Annotated in this window: 15 protein-coding genes; 9 read left to right on the forward strand and 6 right to left on the reverse strand. The window is 64.1% G+C overall.

What is annotated here, in order from left to right; all coding sequences use genetic code 11:
- Positions 1–37: 37 nt before the first annotated feature.
- On the forward strand, positions 38–1225 hold the full coding sequence (locus tag IVA75_RS36260) for an ABC transporter permease subunit (protein WP_247288592.1): 1188 nt from the start codon (positions 38–40) through the stop codon (positions 1223–1225).
- Between the two features lie 2 nt (positions 1226–1227).
- Positions 1228–2331, forward strand: a complete 1104-nt coding sequence (locus IVA75_RS36265) for an amino acid ABC transporter permease (RefSeq protein ID WP_247288593.1) — start codon at positions 1228–1230, stop codon at positions 2329–2331.
- 70 nt (positions 2332–2401) lie between these two features.
- On the opposite strand, the gene IVA75_RS36270 is transcribed toward IVA75_RS36265, so the two are convergent.
- The gene (locus IVA75_RS36270; protein WP_247288594.1) at positions 2402–3820 is read right to left on the reverse strand and encodes an amidase family protein; all 1419 of its coding nucleotides are present in this window, start codon (positions 3818–3820) and stop codon (positions 2402–2404) included.
- Positions 3821–3976: 156 nt separating this feature from the next.
- On the reverse strand, positions 3977–4753 hold the full coding sequence (locus IVA75_RS36275; RefSeq protein WP_247288599.1) for an SDR family oxidoreductase: 777 nt from the start codon (positions 4751–4753) through the stop codon (positions 3977–3979).
- Between the two features lie 157 nt (positions 4754–4910).
- On the opposite strand from IVA75_RS36275, the gene IVA75_RS36280 reads away from it, so the two are divergent.
- A complete protein-coding gene (locus IVA75_RS36280; RefSeq protein WP_247288600.1) occupies positions 4911–5984 on the forward strand; it encodes a tartrate dehydrogenase in 1074 nt (357 codons plus the stop codon).
- 188 nt (positions 5985–6172) lie between these two features.
- On the opposite strand, the gene IVA75_RS36285 is transcribed toward IVA75_RS36280, so the two are convergent.
- Genes IVA75_RS36285 through IVA75_RS36300 form a run of 4 tightly spaced genes read right to left on the reverse strand, consistent with a single transcriptional unit; the run spans position 6173 to position 10389 of the window.
- Positions 6173–7249, reverse strand: coding sequence for a malate/lactate/ureidoglycolate dehydrogenase (locus IVA75_RS36285; RefSeq protein ID WP_247288602.1), 1077 nt, complete (start codon positions 7247–7249; stop codon positions 6173–6175).
- 11 nt (positions 7250–7260) lie between these two features.
- Positions 7261–8172, reverse strand: a complete 912-nt coding sequence (locus tag IVA75_RS36290; protein ID WP_247288603.1) for an NAD(P)-dependent oxidoreductase — start codon at positions 8170–8172, stop codon at positions 7261–7263.
- Between the two features lie 16 nt (positions 8173–8188).
- The gene (locus IVA75_RS36295) at positions 8189–9439 is read right to left on the reverse strand and encodes a Zn-dependent hydrolase (protein WP_247288605.1); all 1251 of its coding nucleotides are present in this window, start codon (positions 9437–9439) and stop codon (positions 8189–8191) included.
- A gap of 32 nt (positions 9440–9471) precedes the next feature.
- Complete coding sequence (locus IVA75_RS36300) at positions 9472–10389, reverse strand: LysR family transcriptional regulator (RefSeq protein WP_247288607.1); 918 nt, start codon at positions 10387–10389, stop codon at positions 9472–9474.
- 120 nt (positions 10390–10509) lie between these two features.
- On the opposite strand from IVA75_RS36300, the gene IVA75_RS36305 reads away from it, so the two are divergent.
- From IVA75_RS36305 to IVA75_RS36330, 6 genes are all read left to right on the forward strand, one after another.
- Entirely contained in the window at positions 10510–11325 is an 816-nt protein-coding gene (locus IVA75_RS36305) for a putative hydro-lyase (protein WP_247288609.1), read from the forward strand.
- A gap of 89 nt (positions 11326–11414) precedes the next feature.
- Complete coding sequence (locus tag IVA75_RS36310) at positions 11415–12659, forward strand: ABC transporter substrate-binding protein (protein ID WP_027568940.1); 1245 nt, start codon at positions 11415–11417, stop codon at positions 12657–12659.
- A gap of 152 nt (positions 12660–12811) precedes the next feature.
- Positions 12812–13690, forward strand: coding sequence for a branched-chain amino acid ABC transporter permease (locus IVA75_RS36315; RefSeq protein ID WP_256465216.1), 879 nt, complete (start codon positions 12812–12814; stop codon positions 13688–13690).
- A complete protein-coding gene (locus tag IVA75_RS36320) occupies positions 13690–14673 on the forward strand; it encodes a branched-chain amino acid ABC transporter permease (protein ID WP_007593738.1) in 984 nt (327 codons plus the stop codon). The genes IVA75_RS36315 and IVA75_RS36320 overlap by 1 nt, the downstream gene beginning before the upstream one ends.
- Positions 14670–15401: an ABC transporter ATP-binding protein gene (locus IVA75_RS36325; RefSeq protein WP_007593737.1), complete on the forward strand. Its 732-nt coding sequence runs from the start codon at positions 14670–14672 to the stop codon at positions 15399–15401. The genes IVA75_RS36320 and IVA75_RS36325 overlap by 4 nt, the downstream gene beginning before the upstream one ends.
- A complete protein-coding gene (locus IVA75_RS36330; RefSeq protein WP_027568941.1) occupies positions 15385–16089 on the forward strand; it encodes an ABC transporter ATP-binding protein in 705 nt (234 codons plus the stop codon). Before IVA75_RS36325 ends, IVA75_RS36330 begins: the two co-directional genes overlap by 17 nt.
- Positions 16090–16195: the final 106 nt, after the last annotated feature.

Genomic DNA, 16195 nt, shown 5'->3' on the forward strand with positions numbered 1-16195 from the left:
TGCCGGAAATCGCCGTCTTGAGAAGGATTTTTGTGCTGTGACGTCAGACGCTCCGAGACCGCCGCCGCGCCGTCGCTTCTTCGGCGCTTTCGGACAACGCGAGCTGAAAGGCCTGTTCTGGCAGGCCCTGGTGGTGGGGATCGCAGTCGCGGTCATCGCCTTCCTCTGGTCCAACACGGTCACCAATCTCTCCGCGCGCCGCATCACGACCGGTTTTGCCTTCCTGGGCCGAGAGGCCGGCATGCCCATCGCCGACAGCCTGCTCGCCTATAATCCGAGAGACTCATATCTCTGGGCCTTCGTCGTCGGCATCGCCAACACCCTGCGCGTCGCCGTGATCGGAATCGTGCTTGCAACCATCCTGGGCACGGTGATCGGCATCTCGCGGCTGTCGGCCAACTGGCTGCTGTCGTGGCTCGCCGCGGTGTATGTCGAAACGCTCCGCGACATCCCGCTGCTGCTCCAGCTCCTGTTCTGGTACGTGCTGATGCAAGCGCTGCCGGCCGCGCGCGCGGCATGGCGGCCGATCGAGGGCGTGTTCCTGTCTAATCGCGGGCTGATCCTGCCGGCGATTCCGATCGGGACGCCGCAGCTTTGGGTGCTCGGCACGGCAGTGCTCGGGCTTGTGGTGTTCTATGTCATCCAGCGGCGGCTCATCGCGCAGCAAATGCGCGACGGCAAGCCGCGGCCGGCCTGGCCGTTTGGACTCGGGTTGCTCGTTGGGCTGCCTGCGGCGGTGTCCGTGCTGCTCGGCGTGCCCTGGACGATCGAATGGCCTGGGTTGCGCGGCTTCAACTTCGTCGGCGGGCTGACGCTCGCGCCGGAATATTTCGCGCTGCTGATCGCGCTCGTCACCTACACCTCGGCCTTCATCGCCGAGATCGTGCGCAGTGGCATCCAGTCGGTGCCGCGCGGCCAGTGGGATGCCGCCAATGCGCTCGGACTGCGCCGCAGCTTCATGCTGCGGCAGATCATCCTGCCACAGGCGCTACGCGTGATCGTGCCGCCAATGACGAGCCAATACCTCAACCTGACCAAGAACTCTTCGCTCGCGGTGGCGATCGGATATCAGGACGTGGTCTCGATTGCCAACACGACGTTGAACCAGACCGGGCAGGCGATCGAGGCCATTGCCTTGATCATGGCGGTGTTTCTGACCATCAGCCTCGGCATCAGCTTTTTCATGAACTGGTACAATTCGCGCATCGCGCTGGTGGAGCGCTGACCATGACGGCGATCGCCGACATTCCAGAAGCACCGCGCACCGCCCGCCCGCAAATTGGCAATCCGGTGCTGCGCTGGCTGCGCGCCAATTTGTTCTCGTCGATCCCCAACGGCATCCTTTCGGTCGTGTTGCTGGCAGTGCTCGCAAAGGGCCTTTTCAGCTTCGTGCAATGGGGCATCGCCAATGCGGTCTGGCTCACCCCGGCGAACGATTCCAGCGCCTGCCGCGCGGTACGCGGCGTCGGTGCATGCTGGGCGATCATCCCCGAAAAATACCGCTTCATCCTGTTCGGTACCTATCCGTTCGACGAGCAGTGGCGGCCGGCGCTGGCAGTATTGCTGTTCATCGCCTTGTTCTATCTCTCCACCCGCCGCGCCCTATGGCGGCGCGAGCTGGCCTATCTCTGGATCGCCGCTCTCGCGCTGATCAGCATGTTGATGTGGGGCGGCATACTCGGCCTGTCGTTCGTCTCGCAGGACCGCTGGGGCGGTTTGCCCGTGACGCTGATCCTGGCGACCTTTGGTCTGGCTTTTGGCTTCCCGCTCGGCATCCTGGTCGCACTCGGCCGGCGCTCAAAGCTGCCGGCGATCCGCTCGCTCAGCGTGCTCTATGTCGAACTGATCCGCGGCGTGCCGCTGGTCAGTCTGCTGTTTATGGCCAGCGTGATGTTTCCGCTGTTCATGCCGAACGGATTCAACATCGACAAGCTCCTGCGCGCGCAGGTCGCGATCATCCTGTTCGCGGGTGCCTATCTTGCCGAAGTCATTCGCGGCGGCCTCCAGGCCGTGCCGCGCGGGCAATACGAGGCCGCCGACGCGCTCGGCCTGTCCTACTGGCGCAAGAACCGGCTGATCGTCCTGCCGCAGGCGATCCGCCACGTCATCCCGCCGCTGGTCAACACCTTCATCGCCTTCTTCAAGGACACCAGCCTCGTCCTGATCATCGGTATCTTCGACTTGCTGACAACGGCCAAGACCGCGATCATCGATCCGGCGTGGCAGCAATTCTCCGTCGAGGTCTACATCTTCGTCGCCGGGATCTATTTTGTCTTCTGCTTCGCGATGTCGCGGTATAGCCGCAGCCTGGAGGCGACGAGCGGAAGGTGACTATCTCTCTTGTCCCGGCTCTGCAGCACACCGCTGAAGAAGCGCTGCGCCGCGTCCGGGACACGAGAGGCTAGTTCTTCACGCGCGGATCAATCGGTGTCGTGCCGCGCACGCCCAAAATATCCTCCAGCACCTTGGCGCCGGCGATCACATGCGCATCCGCGCGCGGAGCCCCGACGACCTGCAGGCCGACCGGAAGTCCCGATGCGGTGAAGCCGCACGGCAGCGACAGCGCGGGACAGCAGGCGAGCGTGATCGCATAGACGATGCCGAGCCACTCGACGTAATTGTCGAACTTCTTGCCGGCGCATTCGGCGACATAGCGATGCTCGATCGGGAAGGGCGGCACGATCGTGGTCGGTACCAGCAGCAGATCGTAGCTCTTGAAGAACTCGACCGCACGCGCGGTCATGCCGACGCGCTGCGCCTCGGCGCGTTCGAGCTGCTCGATCGTGAGCTTGAGGCCTTCCTCGATGTTCCAGATCACTTCGGGCTTGAGCAGGTCGCGCTTGGTGCGCAACAGATTGGCCTTGCTGATCGCAAAATCGAAGGCGCGCAACGTGTGGAAGCACTCGTGCGCATCGCGCCAGTCCGGGTGCGCCTCCTCGACGATGGCGCCGGCTTCGGCAAAGCGTTCAGCCGCCTTGCGTGTGATCGCTTTGACTTCGGGATCGACCGGCGTAATGCCGAGATCGGGCGAGTAGGCGATGCGCTTCGGTTTCTTGCCTGATTGTGCCGCTGACAGGAATGAGGCCGCAGGCGCGGGAAGCGACAATGGATCGGCTGCATAGTCGCCACTCATGGCATCGAGCAGCAGCGCGAGATCTTCGACGTTGCGTGCCATCGGACCGACGACGCCGAGGTTACGATCGATGGCTGATTTTGGAGTATGTGCGACCCGGCCGATGCTCGGCCGCATGCCCACGACGCCGCAGAAAGCTGCCGGGCTGCGCAGACTGCCGCCCATGTCGGAGCCTTGCGCGACCCAGGCCATGCCGGTGGCGAGCGCAACGGCCGCGCCGCCTGACGAACCGGCTGCCGACTTGGACGTATCCCAAGGATTGAGAGTTGCGCCGAACACCTCGTTGAAGGTGTTGGCGCCCGCGCCGAATTCCGGCGTGTTCGACTTGGCATAGATGACGGCGCCGTTGGCCTCGAGATTTTCGACCAGGATGTCGGACGTCGCCGGGATGTTGTCCTTGAAGATCGGCGAGCCCTGGGTGTTCAACACGCCTGCAACATCGGTCAGGTCCTTGATCGGCACCGGCAGGGCTGCGAGCAGTCCGCGCGCGCCGGCCGGCTTCCGCATCAGCGCCTTTGCGCTATCCCGCGCGCGATCGAAGCACAGCGTCGGCAACGCGTTGACCTTGCCATCGACTTGACCGATGCGCTTCTCCAGCACATCCAGGAGCTCCAGCGGCGAGACGTCGCCGGACCGCAGCTTGTCGACGACGGTGCACGCGGTTTCGCGGATCAGGTCCTGAGACAATTATTTTACTCCTGTGCTTGTTCTAGGCTCCGTCATTGCGAGGAACGAAGCGACGAAGCAATCCAGACTTTTGCCGCAGATACATTTCTGGATTGCATCCGCCTTCGTTAAAGCTTCGGCGGACAAGTCGCTTCGCTCGCAATGACGTGGACAGACTTAACCCCATCCCGCGCTGATGCCGCCGTCCACCGTGTAGATCACGCCTGACGTGTAGCCCGCGCGATCCGACGCCAGGAACGCCATGAGATCTCCGATCTCGCGCGCATGCGCAGGCCGGCCGAGCGGCAGGCTCTTCTGGAATTCCTTGTAGCGGCTCTCGTCGCCGAACTGGTGCTTTGCCCGGGTCTTCAGCAAGGTGACGTGACGGTCGGTGCCCACAGGGCCGGGATTGATTCCGACCACGCGGATGTTGTCGGCGAGGCTCTTGCCCCCGAGCGCGCGGGTGAAGGCCATCAGCGCGGCATTGCCGGCGCTGCCGCAAATGTAGTTGGCGTCGAATTTTTCGCCGGCGGCACCGATGTCGTTGACGATCACGCCGCCGCCCTTCGCCTTCATCTGCGCATAGATCATGCGCGTGAGGTTGATGTAGCCGAACACTTTCAATTCCCAGGCATGGCGCCAGGTCGCCTCGTCGATCTTGTCGATGGAGCCGCCGGGAATGTCCCCGGCATTGTTGACGAGGACGTCGATGTCGGCGGCTTCCTTGGCGAGCCGCGTCAAATCCTCGCTCTTGCGCAAATCGACGATGCTCGTGGCGGCATCGATCTGGTGCGCCGAGCGCAAGCGCTCGGCCAGAGCCTTGAGCTGATCGCCGTTGCGGGCGGCGAGGAGGAGATGGCAGCCTTCCTCGGCAAAGACCTCGGCGGCAGCTGCGCCGATGCCCTTGGACGCGCCCGTGATCAGGACGCGCTTGCCACGCAGATGCAGATCCATGGGAGTTACTCGCAGGAGAGGAACGGGAATAAAATCAGTAGGCGGTCGGCCGCGCCATGGTCAACATTGCAGTGCAGCGTTGCACTGCCGCCGCGTTTGGTCCATTGCAGTGCGGTCAAAAAGGCGGCGGCTGCCGGAGCAATCAAGGACGTTCTCGATGAGCAAGAAACAATACCGGATCGCGGTCATTCCTGGCGACGGCATCGGCAAGGAAGTGATGCCCGAAGGTCTGCGCGTTCTGGAGACCGCGGCGAAGAAGCACGGGGTGTCCCTTCATTTCGATCATTTCGACTTCTCGTCCTGGGACTATTACGAGAAGCACGGGCAGATGATGCCGGACGATTGGAAGGATAAGATCGGCAAGCACGACGCCATCTATTTCGGCGCGGTCGGCTGGCCGGCCAAGATTCCGGATCACGTCTCGCTCTGGGGCTCGTTGATCAAGTTCCGCCGCGAGTTCGATCAGTATGTGAATCTGCGCCCGGTACGGCTGATGCCGGGCGTGCCGTCGCCGCTGGCAAACCGCAAGCCCGGCGACATCGATTTCTGGGTGGTGCGCGAGAACACCGAGGGCGAATATTCCTCCGTCGGCGGCCGCATGTTCCCGGACACCGACCGTGAGTTCGTGACGCAGCAGACGGTGATGACCCGCATCGGCGTCGATCGCATCCTGAAGTTCGCGTTCGAGCTCGCGCAGTCGCGGCCGAAGAAGCACCTGACCTCAGCGACCAAGTCGAACGGCATCTCCATCACCATGCCCTATTGGGACGAGCGCGTGGAGGCGATGGCGAAGAAGTATCCAAGTGTGAAGTGGGACAAGTACCACATCGACATCCTGACCGCGAACTTCGTGCTGCATCCGGATTGGTTCGACGTCGTGGTCGGCTCCAATTTGTTCGGCGACATCCTGTCCGACCTCGGCCCGGCCTGCACCGGCACCATCGGCATCGCGCCGTCGGGCAACATCAACCCCGAGGGCAATTTCCCGTCGGTATTCGAGCCGGTGCACGGCTCGGCGCCCGATATCGCGGGGCAGGGCATCGCCAATCCGATCGGCGCAATCTGGTCCGGCGCGATGATGCTCGAACATCTCGGCGAAAAGGAAGCCGGCAAGTCGATCGTCGATGCGATCGAGCGCACGCTGGCGGAGCGCACGCTCCGCACCAAGGATCTCGGCGGCAACGCCGACACCACGGCTTGCGGCAAGGCGGTTGCGGATATGGTGGATTAGAGCGCTGCTTTCCCCTCCCCCCTTGTGGGGGAGGGTGGCTTCGATGCGAAGCATCGAAGATGGGTGAGGGGGTTGTCTCCGCGGAGACAGGCCTCTCAATTGTGCATTTCTCTTCGTGGAGAGAGACCCCTCATCCGGCGCTTCGCGCCACCTTCTCCCACAATGGGAGAAGAGCCGCGTGCTCTGCCTCACGCCCCCGCGATCTTCTCGATCGCCGCCTGATCCAGCCCGAACTTCTTCCCGGCCTCCAAGATCTCCTGCCAGGTGGTCGGATCGACCGGAATGCCTTCAGCCAGGCGCTTCTGTTTCGTCTCGCGCTCCGGCTCGCCGGCGATCTTCACCTTGTCGACGCCGACGGCGGGCGGTGAGCCGGTGTGCCAGGCGACGAAGCTCTCGACTTCGCGCGCGAGATTTTCCGCGGTGCCGAGCTTGGTCGGATCGATGATGATCGAGAGCATGCCGTTGAGGACGTTGTACTTGCCATCTGACGGGCCCTTGACCACCTGCCCGCCAGAGAGCGCGCCGCCGAGGATTTCGCACACCAGCGCGAGCCCCGACCCCTTGTGCTCGCCGAACGGCAGGATGGCGCCGTGCGGCGGGATCACGGTGTAGCGCGGGTTGGTGGTCGGCTTGCCCTCATTGTCGATGACGGTGCCGGGCTCGAGCTCGACGCCCTTGTTGTGGGCGACGCGGGTCTTGCCCTGCGCGATCCTGCTGGTGGCGAAGTCGAGCACGATGGGGTCCTTGCCCGCGCGCGGGATGCCGACGCAGAACGGGTTGGTGCCGTGGCGCCCATCGCTGCCGCCCCACGGCGCCACGATCGGGCGCGAGATCACGTTGACGAAGTGAATCGAGACCAGTCCGTGGTCGATGCACTGCTCGGCCCAGTGGCCGATCCGGCCGATATGGTGCGAGTTCGAGAGCCCAACGAGGCACACGCCGTTGCGCTTGGCCCGCTCGGCAGCCAGCTCCATCGCTTCATGGCCGATCACCTGGCCGTAGCCGGTGAGACCGTCGAGGGTGAGCAGCGGACCGGTGTCGAGCACGATCTTGACGTGCTGGTTCACGGCGAGGCCGCCTGTGGTGACGCTCTGGACATAGCGCGGGATCATGCCGACGCCGTGGGAGTCGTGTCCCTTGAGATTGGCCTCGACCAGATTGGTGGATACGAGCTCGGCCTCGCGGTCCGTGGACCCGCCGGCCTTGACGATGGCACTGATGGCTTCGATGAGCGGCTGTGCCTTGATGGTGCGATAGTCGGCCATTGTTGGTGCTCTTATCCCTTTACGATCAGGCGGCAGTGCTCCCACGCCGCGCCAATCAGGTTCTCGCTCGCCTCCGGGGTGCGGAACGCCGAATGCGCCGACAACGTCACGTTCGGCAGTTTTGTCAGCGGATGATCGCCGGGCAGGGGCTCGATGTTGAAGACGTCGAGGCCGGCATGGCGGATGTGGCCCGACTTCAGCGCATCGATCATGGCGGCCTCGTCGACGACGGCGGCGCGGGCGGTGTTGATGAGGATGACGCCCGGCTTCATCTTCGCGATCATCTCGCGGGTGATCATGCCGCGCGTTTCGTCGTTGAGCAGCAGATGCAGCGATACGACGTCGGCTCTCGCCAACACCGTGTCGAGATCGGCGAATTCCACGCCCGGATAGCTCTTCGGCGAGCGGTTCCAGGCGGTCACCTTCATGCCGCTGCCTGAGGCGATGCGCGCGACTTCCGCGGCAATGCCGCCGAAGCCGATCAGGCCGAGCGTCTTGCCGGTGAGCTGCATGCCGTCTTCGCGCAGCCAGTTTCCGCCGCGCATCTCTCGGTCCATCATCGCGATGACGCGGGCCGAAGCCCACATCAGCGCGATCGCGCATTCCGCGACTGCCGTGTCGCCATAGCCCTTGATCAGGTGCACGGAGATGCCGAGCTCAGCGAGCTCCTCCGGGTTCATGTAACTGCGTGCACCGGTGCCGAGGAACACGACATGTTTCAGCCCCGCGCACTTCTTTGCGACCTCGGTCGGCAGCGCGGTATGGTCGACGATCGCGATCTCGGCGCCGTCGAGGATTTCAGGATATTGCTCGGGCTTGATGTCGGGATCCCTGTGGATCCGCACCTTGGGATCGCCGGGCTGCTCCAGCCGCTCCATGATCACGGCCAGGGCTTCGTTGGCGTCGACGAAAACTCCGCGCATGACTCTCTCTCTCCGGTCAGGATGCGACGCCGGCGATCGCCAGCACCGTGTGCATGAGGACATTGGTGCCCGCGGCGCAATCGGGCTGCGTGGCGTCTTCCAGCTCGTTGTGGCTGATGCCGTCCTTGCAGGGCACGAACACCATTGCGGCCGGCATGATTGTGTTGAGATTGCAGGCGTCGTGGCCGGCGCCGGAGGTGATGCGGCGAGAGGAGTAGCCGAGCGTCTTCGCCGCGTTCTCGACGGCCGCAATCAACTTGGGATCGAAATGCGTCGGCGGCTTGCGCCAGACCAGGTCGATCTTCACCTCGACCTTGCGGCGTGCGGCGATCTCGGCAATCGCGCTGCGCAGATCGCGATCGAGCGCATCCATGATCGCGCCATCCGCACTGCGGCAATCCATCGTGAAGGCGATCTCGCCGGGAATGACGTTGCGCGACGGGTTTGCGATCACGGCCTCGCCGATGGTGCCGACTGCCTTCGGCCCGTGCTTGCTCGCAATGGCCTCCATCGCCAGCACGATCTCGGACAGCGTCGCGAGCGCGTCGCGCCGCAGCGGCATCGGCGTCGACCCGGCATGGCTCTCGAAGCCGGAAATCTTGCCGTCGTACCAAAGTACGCCCTGGCCGGAATCGACGACACCGATGGTCTTGCCTTCGGCTTCCAGGATCGGGCCCTGCTCGATGTGCAACTCGACGAAACAGCCGAGCTTCTGGAAACCGACCGGCTTGTCGCCGCGATAACCGATGCTGTCGAGCGCCTGGCCGACGGTGGTGCCGTCGGCGTCCTTGCGCGACAGGATGTCGTCGGTGGTGAAGTCGCCGACATAGGCGGCGGAGGCCATCATCGCGGGAGCGAAGCGCGAGCCCTCTTCGTTGGTCCAGTTGACGACGCAGATCGGCGCCTCGGTCTCAATGCCGGCGTCGTTCAACGTGCGGATCACTTCCAGTGCTCCGAGCGTTCCCAGAATGCCGTCATACTTGCCGCCGGTGGGTTGCGTGTCGAGATGCGAGCCGATGCCGACAGGCGGCTTCGACATGTCGCGTCCCTTGCGCAGGCCGAACTGCGAACCGAGCGCATCGGTGTGCACCTCTAGGCCGGCGTCCTCGCAGGCCTTGCGGAACCAGTCGCGCACCAGCTTGTCCTCCGCGCTCAGCGTCAGCCGCCGCACCCCGCCCTTGGCCGTCGCGCCGAACTGCGCGGTCTCGTGGATGGAGCCCCAGAGGCGGGCGGAATCGATTTGCAAATTGGTGGCGGCTCGGCTCATGCGGTCAGTCTCTCAATTGTCCGGCGCCTGTTTCAATGACGCGCCGGCGCGGGCGCGTCAACTGTAAGGCTGCCCTGCGCAATCTGACATGCAAGCTCAGCGACCCGCTCCACCGCCACGACATCGGGCGAGGCGAGCCAGCTGGCGGTGAATGTCAGCGGCGCGATTTTGAGATCGGTGTCGAGCAGTTGCAGCCGCCCGTCTGCGAGCTCGCTCTCGACGATGGCGTCGGGGATCACGGCGATGCCGAGGCCCTCGACCGCCATGTGAATCACGGTCGCAAGCGAGGCGGAGGCGTGCAGCCGGATCGGCGGAAGCTCCGGCCGGTCGAACACTTCGCGCACGACCTCGTAGGGCCGCGTCTTCCGCGGAAATGTAATGATCGGAAACCGGGCGAGCTCGGCCCGCGTGACCGGCCCATGGCCGAGGCCGAGCGAGGGGCTGGCGAGAAATCCGATCGGATAGTCGGCGAGAACGCGATTGTGCACCCCGGAGGCCGAGAGCGGACCCACGACGAAAGCGAGTTCGATCTCCTGCGCAAGCAGGCGCGCGGTCAGGTTCGGCGTGATGTCGACCTCGATCTCCAGCGACAGGTTCGGGTAGACTTGGTTCATGCTCTTCACCAGCCGCGGCAGCCAGGTGTGCACGATGGTCTCGGCGACGCCGAGCCGCATCACGCCGCGCATCGCGGAGCGATCGCCGATCTCGGCGATCATCGCGGCGCGCAGGCCGATCAGCTTCTCCGCGTAGACCATCATCTGCCGGCCGCTCGGCGTCGGCGAGGCCACGCGGTGGTCGCGATTCAGGAGCTTCACCCCCATCTCGCGCTCAAGCTGGGCGATGCGCTGGGAGATCGCCGGCTGGGTCGTGTTGAGGCGTGCTGCGGCGCCGCGAAAGCTGCCGAGCTTCACAACCCAAAGGAACGTCTCGATCGATCTGAAGTCCAGCATTGGAACGATTTTCCAGTCCGATAAATGAAATTTATCGATATTGATTAGAAAGGAAGATTAGACTTTATAGCACGCGTGGTGTTGGCTTGTCTTTGTCGAGTTTATAGGCAGATCGATCCCATGACTGTTTTGGTGGCAATGCAGCAAACTGAAACGCCCGACACGCTCCCGAGCCGCAAGGCGCGGCTTGCCTACCGCGAGGGGCTGGTCGCCTCCACCGCCGGCGTTGCCCCCGGCTTCGTCCAGGGCAATCTGGCGATCCTGCCGGCGGAATATGCCGGCGCCTTTCACCGCTTCTGCCAGCTCAATCCCAAGCCGTGCCCCATCATCGGCATGTCCGATGTGGGCAGTCCGCACATCCCGGCGCTGGGCGCCGATCTCGACATCCGCACCGACGTGCCGCGCTACCGCGTCTGGCGCGACGGCGAGGTCGTGGACGAGCCGACCGATGTGACAAAGCATTGGCGCGACGATCTCGTGACCTTCGTGCTCGGCTGCTCGTTCTCGTTCGAAGAGGCGCTGCTCGACGAGGGCATGCCGATCCGCCACATCGAGCACAATGTGCGCGTGCCGATGTATCGCACCAACATCGCTTGCGGCGAGTCCGGTCCCTTCGCCGGTCCCATGGTGGTGTCGATGCGTCCGTTCAAGCCGGCGGATGCGATCCGCGCGGTGCAGATCACCTCGCGCTATCCGGCCGTGCACGGCGCGCCCGTGCATCTCGGCCATCCGCACCTGATCGGTATCAAGGACATCGCCAAGCCCGATTACGGCGATCCGGTACCGGTCGCCGACGACGAGATCCCGGTGTTCTGGGCCTGCGGCGTGACACCGCAATCGGTCATCAACGCTGCCAAGCTGCCGTTCGCGATCACGCATTCGCCCGGCCTGATGCTGGTGACGGATCTCAAGAACAGGACCATGGCCGTGATTTAGTGGGCAGCGTTTGCTGCTTCTTCGAGCTTTACCGAATCCATCAATCGCTTCATTCGATCAGCCGAAATTCAGTAACAGGGGACTTTGCCATGACGATCACTCGCCGCGACGTATTGTTGGGAGCCACCGCTACGGCCGCGCTGGTGCCGCTGGCCGCCCGCGCACAGACTTCGGAAGTCGTGATCGGCGTGATCTATCCGTTCTCCGGCGGCAGCGCGCAGCAGGGCGTCGATGCGCAGAAGGCCTATGAGACCGCGCTCGAGGTCATCAACAAGGACACCGATTTCGACCTGCCGCTGGCGAAGGGCGAAGGCTTGCCGGGTCTCGGCGGGGCAAAAGTGCGCCTCGTCTTCGCCGACCACCAGGCCGATCCGCAGAAGGGCCGCGCCGAGGCCGAGCGCCTGATCACGCAGGAGAAGGTCTCCGCCATCATCGGCACCTATCAGAGCGCGGTCGCCGTCACCGTCAGCCAGATCTGCGAGCGCTATCAGATCCCGTTCGTCTCCGCCGACAACTCCTCGCCGAGCCTGCACCGTCGCGGCCTGAAATATTACTTCCGCGCCGCGCCGCATGACGAGATGTACTCGGCCGCCATGTTCGACTTCTTCGATGCGTTGAAGAAGAAGGGCACCAAGATCGAGACGCTGTCGCTGTTCCACGAGGACACCATCTTCGGCACCGATTCCGGTAATGCCCAGGCCAAGATCGCCGGCGAACGTGGCTACAAGATCGTCTCCGACATCAAGTATCGGGCCAACTCACCCTCGCTCTCGGCCGAGGTGCAGCAACTCAAGAGCGCGAACGCCGACGTGCTGATGCCCTCGAGCTACACCACCGATGGCATCCTGCTGGTGAAGACCATGGGCGAGCTCGGTTACAAGCCGAACGCGATCGTGGCGCAGGACGCCGGCTTCTCCGAGAAGGCGCTCTACGACGCCGTCGGCGACAAGCTCGAAGGCGTGATCTCGCGCGGCACCTTCTCGCTCGATCTCGCGCAGAAGCGCCCGATGGTCGGCAAGATCAACGATATGTTCAAGACACGGTCGGGCAAGGATTTCAACGATCTCACCTCGCGTCAGTTCATGGGCCTGATCATCCTCGCCGACGCCATCAGCCGCGCCAAGTCGACCGACGGCGAGAAGATCCGCGACGCGCTGGCCGCCACCGACATCCCGGGCGAGCAGACCATCATGCCCTGGAAGCGCGTCAAGTTCGACGAGATGGGCCAGAACAACGACGCCGACCCGGTGCTGCTGCAATATGTCGGCGGCAAGTTCGTGACCATCTTCCCACCGCAGGCCGCGATCGCCGAGGCGATCTGGCCGATGAAGTAAGACACGGCGAGCGGGAGCACAGATCGTAGCTCCCGCCCTCACCCTGAGGAGCGGGCGCAGCCCGCGTCTCGAAGGACGAGGGCTGGGCCATCCTTCGAGACGCGCGCGGTGCGCGCTCCTCAGGATGAGGACGGATTTCGGGGGACAGACTTTTGACAGCCCAAACCATTATCCAAAGTCTCGCGAGCGGCCTTCTCATGGGTCTGCTCTACGGACTGATCGCCGTCGGCCTCGCGCTGATCTTCGGCCTGATGGACGTCGTGAACTTCGCCCATGGCGAGTTCCTGATGATCGCCATGTATGTGAGCTTCTTCCTGTTCACGTTCTTCGCCATCGACCCCTTGCTGTCGGCGCCGCTGGTAGCCGCCGCGCTGTTCGTATTCGGAGCGGTCGTCTATTTGTTGATCGTGCGCTTCGCCATGCGAGCCAAGGCCAATGCCGGCATGGTGCAGATCTTCTCCACCTTTGGCCTCGCCATCGTGATGCGCGGCCTCGCGCAATTCTTCTTCACGCCTGACTATCGCAGCGTTCCGCAGTCCTGGCTCGGCGGCAAGACGATCTCGATCGCCGGCGTCTTCTTGCCGCAGCCGCAGCTCATGGGTGCGCTGGTTTCGATCCTGGCCTTTGCCGGCCTCTACTTCTTCATCCATCGCACCGATTTCGGTCGCGCGCTGGAGGCGACCCGTGAAGATCCCGGCGCGGTGGCCCTCGTCGGCATCGACAAGAATCGCGTGTTCGCACTCGGCTGGGGGCTTGGTGCCGCGCTGGTCGGCCTGGCCGGAGCGATCATGGCAAGCTTCTTCTATATTTATCCCGACGTCGGCGCGTCCTTTGCGCTGATCGCCTACGTCACGGTCGCGCTCGGCGGCTTCGGCAGCGTGTTCGGCGCTTTCGCCGGCGGGATCATCGTCGGCCTCGTCGAGGCCACCACCGCGCTGGTGCTGCCGCCGTCGCTGAAATCGGTCGGCATTTACGCCGTCTACCTGCTGGTCGTCTTCATCCGGCCGCGCGGCCTGTTCGGATCGATGTGATGGACAAGGATTTTGCCGCGCGGCGCCGCCGCGACCTCATAATCGCCGCGGTGTTGACCGCCCTGGCGGCGCTCGCGCCGCTGTTCATCAAGGACGTCTACGTCCAGAACATCCTGATCCTGACCTTGATGTATGCGGCGCTGTCGCAGAGCTGGAACATTCTCTCCGGCTATTGCGGGCAGATCTCGCTGGGACACGCGCTCTATTTCGGCATCGGCGCCTACACCACCGAGCTCCTGTTCACCAAATTCGGCGTGCTGCCATGGTTCGGCATGCTCGCCGGCGGCGCAGTCGCGGCCGCGATCGCGATGGGGCTCGGCTATCCCTTCTTCCGCCTGCGCGGCCATTACTTCGTGATCGCGACCATCGTTATCGCCGAGATCGGGCTGCTGCTGTTCCAGAACTGGGAATGGGCGGGGGCCGCGATGGGAATCACCATTCCGGTGCGCGGCGACAGCTGGCTGAAGTTCCAGTTCATGCGCAGCAAGCTGCCGTACTTCTATTTCGCATTGGTGCTATGCAGCCTCGCCTGGTTCGTCACCTGGTGGTTGGAGGACTCCAAATGGGGCTTCTGGTGGCGCGCGGTGAAGGACAATCCGGAAGCGGCCGAGAGCCTCGGCGTCGTCGTGTTCAACTCCAAGATGGGCGCGGCTGCCGTCTCCGCTTTCCTCGTTGCGATCGGCGGCGCCTTCTACGCGCAGTTTCTCGCCTATATCGATCCTGAAAGCGTCATGGGCTTCCAGTTCTCGCTGCTGATGGCGTTGCCGGCCGTGCTCGGCGGCATCGGCACCCTCTGGGGGCCCGTGTTAGGAGCGGCCATCCTGATCCCGATGACGGAGCTGACGCGCTCCTATATCGGCGGCTCCGGCCGCGGCGTCGATCTCATCGTCTACGGCACGCTGATCGTGCTGATTTCGCTCGCCCTGCCACAGGGTCTGGTGAGCCTGTTCTCTCGTGCGAAGCGGAAGGGAGCCACGCGATGACCCCGCTGCTTGAAACCCGCGGCGTCTGGCAGCGCTTCGGCGGCCTCGTCGCCAACAGCGACGTCTCGATCTCGGTCGGCCGCGGCGAGATCGTCGGCCTGATCGGCCCGAATGGAGCCGGCAAGTCGACGCTGTTCAATCTCATCGCCGGCGTGCTGCCGCCGACGCAAGGCTCGATCTGGTTCGACGGCGAGGATGTCACCAGCATGCCAGCCGCCGAGCGCTGCCAGCGCGGCGTCGGTCGCACCTTCCAGGTCGTCAAGAGCTTCGAGACCATGACCGTTATCGACAACGTCATCGTCGGCGCTCTCGTGCGCAACACCGTAATGCGCGAGGCACGCCGCAAGGCGCATGAGGTGCTCGAATTTACCGGCCTTGCCGCGCGCGCCAACGTGCTCGCGAGCGACCTCGTGCCGGCCGAAAAGCGCCGCCTTGAAGTCGCGCGCGCGCTTGCAACAGAACCGAAATTGCTGCTGCTCGACGAAGTCCTCACTGGTCTTACGCCGACCGAGGCGCAGACCGGCGTCGCCCTGGTGCGCAAGGTGCGTGACGCCGGCATCACCGTGCTGATGGTCGAGCACGTCATGGAGATCGTGATGCCGCTGGTCGATCGCGCCATCGTGCTCGACCTCGGCAAGGTGCTGGTCGAGGGCAAGCCCACTGAAATCGTTCGCGATCCCAAGGTGATCAGCGCATATCTGGGAGATCGTCATGCTGTCGGTGCGTGAAGTCACGACCGCCTATCAGGGCCTGGTCGCGATCTCCGGGGTCAGCATCGAAGTCGCCAAGGGCGAGATCGTCTGCGTCGCCGGCGCCAACGGCGCGGGCAAGTCGACGCTGTTGAAATCCATCGCCGGCGCCGAGCGCCCGCGCTCGGGCACGGTGACGTTCGACGGCAAGCGCCTCGACGGCATGGCGCAGCACCACATCACCGCCACCGGCATCGCCTATGTGCCGGAGAACCGCCGCTTGTTTCCGCGCCTCTCCGTGCGCGACAATCTGCGCCTCGGCAGCTATCTCTACCGCGGCGAGGCCGACCGCGAGAGCCCTCTCGATCTCGTGTTCCAGCTCTTTCCGCGCCTCTCCGAACGCCTCGAGCAGCGCGCCGAGACGCTAAGCGGTGGCGAGCAGCAGATGCTCGCGATCGGCCGGGCGCTGATGACGCGCCCGCGGCTGTTGATGCTGGACGAGCCCTCGCAGGGCATCATGCCGAAGCTGGTCGACGAGATCTTCCAGGCCGTCAAGCGCATCCGCGACGCCGGCATGACCGTGCTGATCGTGGAGCAACGCATGGCGGAGTGCCTGGAAATCGCTGACCGCGCCTACATCCTGCAAACCGGCCGCGTGCTGATGCAGGGCGCGGCAAGCGAGATCAAGGGCAATCCCGACGTGCGCAAGGCGTATTTGGGGCTGTAGCCGCGAAGTGTTGGGCACGCTCACGCAACACACTCGGCGTCATCGCCCGCGAAGGCGGGCGATCCAGTATTCCAGAGGCCGTTGTGATTGAGCCGAGAAGCCGCGG

Source organism: Bradyrhizobium sp. 134 (genome assembly GCF_023074155.1).
Classification (GTDB): Bacteria; Pseudomonadota; Alphaproteobacteria; order Rhizobiales; family Xanthobacteraceae; genus Bradyrhizobium.

Bases quoted from the DNA above. Each gene is read 5' to 3' on its own strand.
- IVA75_RS36265 (WP_247288593.1), top strand. From the start codon at position 1,228: ATGACGGCGATCGCCGACATTCCAGAAGCACCGCGCACCGCCCGCCCG.
- IVA75_RS36275 (WP_247288599.1), bottom strand. From the start codon at position 4,753: ATGGATCTGCATCTGCGTGGCAAGCGCGTCCTGATCACGGGCGCGTCC.
- IVA75_RS36280 (WP_247288600.1), top strand. From the start codon at position 4,911: ATGAGCAAGAAACAATACCGGATCGCGGTCATTCCTGGCGACGGCATC.
- IVA75_RS36285 (WP_247288602.1), bottom strand. From the start codon at position 7,249: ATGGCCGACTATCGCACCATCAAGGCACAGCCGCTCATCGAAGCCATC.
- IVA75_RS36290 (WP_247288603.1), bottom strand. From the start codon at position 8,172: ATGCGCGGAGTTTTCGTCGACGCCAACGAAGCCCTGGCCGTGATCATG.
- IVA75_RS36295 (WP_247288605.1), bottom strand. From the start codon at position 9,439: ATGAGCCGAGCCGCCACCAATTTGCAAATCGATTCCGCCCGCCTCTGG.
- IVA75_RS36300 (WP_247288607.1), bottom strand. From the start codon at position 10,389: ATGCTGGACTTCAGATCGATCGAGACGTTCCTTTGGGTTGTGAAGCTC.
- IVA75_RS36305 (WP_247288609.1), top strand. From the start codon at position 10,510: ATGACTGTTTTGGTGGCAATGCAGCAAACTGAAACGCCCGACACGCTC.
- IVA75_RS36310 (WP_027568940.1), top strand. From the start codon at position 11,415: ATGACGATCACTCGCCGCGACGTATTGTTGGGAGCCACCGCTACGGCC.
- IVA75_RS36320 (WP_007593738.1), top strand. From the start codon at position 13,690: ATGGACAAGGATTTTGCCGCGCGGCGCCGCCGCGACCTCATAATCGCC.
- IVA75_RS36325 (WP_007593737.1), top strand. From the start codon at position 14,670: ATGACCCCGCTGCTTGAAACCCGCGGCGTCTGGCAGCGCTTCGGCGGC.
- IVA75_RS36330 (WP_027568941.1), top strand. From the start codon at position 15,385: ATGCTGTCGGTGCGTGAAGTCACGACCGCCTATCAGGGCCTGGTCGCG.